Source organism: Streptomyces sp. DvalAA-14, from assembly GCF_900091855.1.
Classification (GTDB): Bacteria; Actinomycetota; Actinomycetes; order Streptomycetales; family Streptomycetaceae; genus Actinacidiphila.
The window spans coordinates 1-2,511 of the sequence record NZ_FMCH01000259.1 but is presented as its reverse complement, the minus strand read 5'-3'; the positions used below and the strand labels follow the sequence as shown (position 1 = coordinate 2,511).

The following is a 2,511-nucleotide window of genomic DNA, read 5'->3' as shown; positions in this document are numbered from 1 at the left end:
ACCTGATGGCCGCCGGCCTGCTCGCCGACCCGTTCCTGGACCGCAACGAGACCGGGGCGGCCTGGGTCGGCCGCGCCGACTGGACCTACCAGACGGTGCTCCCGCCCCGCGAGACCGCGCACGAGCGGACCGACCTGGTCTTCGACGGACTCGACACCGTCGCCGAGATCCGCCTGGGCGCGGCCCTGCTCGGCACCACCCGCAACATGCACCGCGCCCACCGCTTCGACGTCACCGACCGGCTCGGCGCCGACGCCACCGATGCCGCCGAGGCCACCGAACCGACCGCGCTGACGGTCGCCTTCACCTCGGCCTACACCGAGGCCGATCGGGTCCGCGCGCTGGTCGGCGACCGGCCGAACGCCTACCCCGAACCGTTCCAGTACATCCGCAAGATGGCCTGCTCCTTCGGCTGGGACTGGGGACCGACCCTGGTGACCGCCGGCATCTGGAAGCCGGTCCGGCTCGAGCACTGGTCCACCGCCCGGCTGGCCCGGGTCACCCCGCTGGTCACGGTGGCCGGCCGCGCCGGCCGGGTCGAGATCCGGCTGGAACTGGAGCGCACCGCCACCGGCGCCGACCGCGAACTGACCGTGCGGCTGCGGGTGGGGGCCGTCCTTGTCGAGACCGCGGTGCCGGCCGGCGCCGACCGGCTCAGCGTCAGCGCCGACGTACCCGACCCGGACCTGTGGTGGCCGCGCGGCTACGGCGAACAGCTGCTGTACGACTGCGAGGTCACCTTGCTGGACAGCGCCGCCGCAGGGGCCGGCGCCGCCCGACTGGACCACTGGCAGCGCCGGATCGGCTTCCGCACCGTCACCCTGGACACCGCCCCCGACGAGCGCGGCAGCGCCTTCACCCTGGTCGTCAACGGCACCCCCGTCTTCGCCCGCGGCGTCAACTGGATCCCCGACGACGCCCTGCCCACCCGGATCGACGCGGCCCGCTACCGGCGCCGCCTCACCCAGGCCGCCGCGGCCGGCGTGGACCTGGTCCGGGTCTGGGGCGGCGGCCTCTACGAGAGCGACGACTTCTACGACGCCTGCGACGAACTCGGCCTGCTGGTCTGGCAGGACTTCCTGTTCGCCTGCGCGGCCTACCCCGAGGAGCAGCCGCTGCGCGGCGAGATCGAGGCCGAGGCCCGGGAGAACATCACCCGGCTCGCCCCGCACCCCAGCCTCGTCCTGTGGAACGGCAACAACGAGAATCTGTGGGGCTTTCGCGACTGGGAGTGGGAGCCGGACCTGGCCGGCGACTCCTGGGGCGAGGGCTACTACCTCGGCCTGCTGCCGCGGATCGTCGCCGAGACCGACCCCACCCGGCCGTACTGGGCCGGCAGCCCCTGGTCCGGCTCCTGGAACCACCACCCCAACGACCCCGGCCACGGCACCGCCCACTCCTGGGACGTGTGGAACCGCACCGACTACACCGACTACCGCGACAGCGTGCCGCGCTTCGTCGCCGAGTTCGGCTGGCAGGCCCCGCCCGCCTTCGCCACCGCGCGCCGCGCGATCAGCGACCGACCGCTGACCCCGGACTCACCCGGCATGCTGCACCACCAGAAGGCCGGCGACGGCAACGGCAAGCTCGCCCGCGGCCTGGCCCGGCACTTCCCGGCGCCGGCCGACTTCGACACCTGGCACTACCTCACCCAGGTCAACCAGGCGCGCGCCGTCGCCACCGGCATCGAGCACTGGCGCTCGCACTGGCCCGACTGCGCCGGCACCATCGTCTGGCAGCTCAACGACTGCTGGCCGGTGACCTCCTGGGCCGCCATCGACGGCGACGAGCGGGAAAAGCCGCTCTACCACGAGCTGAAGCGGCTCTACGCCGACCGGCTGGTGACCCTGCAGCCGCGTCCGGGCGGCCTGGCCGGGGCGCTGGTCAACCACAGTGCCCGGGACTGGTCGGGCACCGCGGTGCTGCGCAGGATCGCGGTGGACGGCACGGTGCTCGCCGAGGCCCGGCTGCCGTTCGCCGCGGCCGCCCGCACCGTCGCCACCCTGCCCGTACCGCCGGAACTGCGCCCGGCGACCGGCAGCGACCGGGAACTGCTCACCTTCGAGGCCGACGGCCGGCGCGCCCTGTGGTTCGCGGTGCGCGACAAGGACTTCGCCTACCCGCGGCCCCGCTGGGACCTCGCGGTGACCGCCGCCGGCGACACCGCCGAGGTCACCGTCACCGCCCGCACCCTGCTGCGCGACCTGCTCCTCCAGGCCGACCGGCTCGACCCCGCGGCCACCGCCGACCGCGGCCTGACTACCCTGCTGCCCGGCGAGAGTGTGACCATCACCGTCCGGGGCTGGCCCCGGCCCACCCCGCAGGCCGCCGCGGCAGCGCTGTACTGCGTCAACGCGGCGATCCCGGGCGGTGACCGGGCCGGACAGGACGCGCCGCACCCGTGACACGAAGACGCGGGGGCCGCTCCGCGGGCCGGGGTGACCGACGCCCGCGGGGGCCTGGGCCGGCCGCGGGATCCGGGGCGCCCCGATCGGGGGCCCGCGGGGCAGG

At 75.1% G+C, this 2,511-nt stretch carries 1 protein-coding gene; it reads left to right on the top strand.

Annotated elements, in window-relative coordinates; all coding sequences use genetic code 11:
- On the top strand, positions 1-2,405 hold a 2,405-nt coding region (locus tag GA0115240_RS13445), incomplete at its 5' end, for a glycoside hydrolase family 2 protein (RefSeq protein WP_093736912.1).
- Between the last annotated feature and the right edge of the window lie 106 nt (positions 2,406-2,511).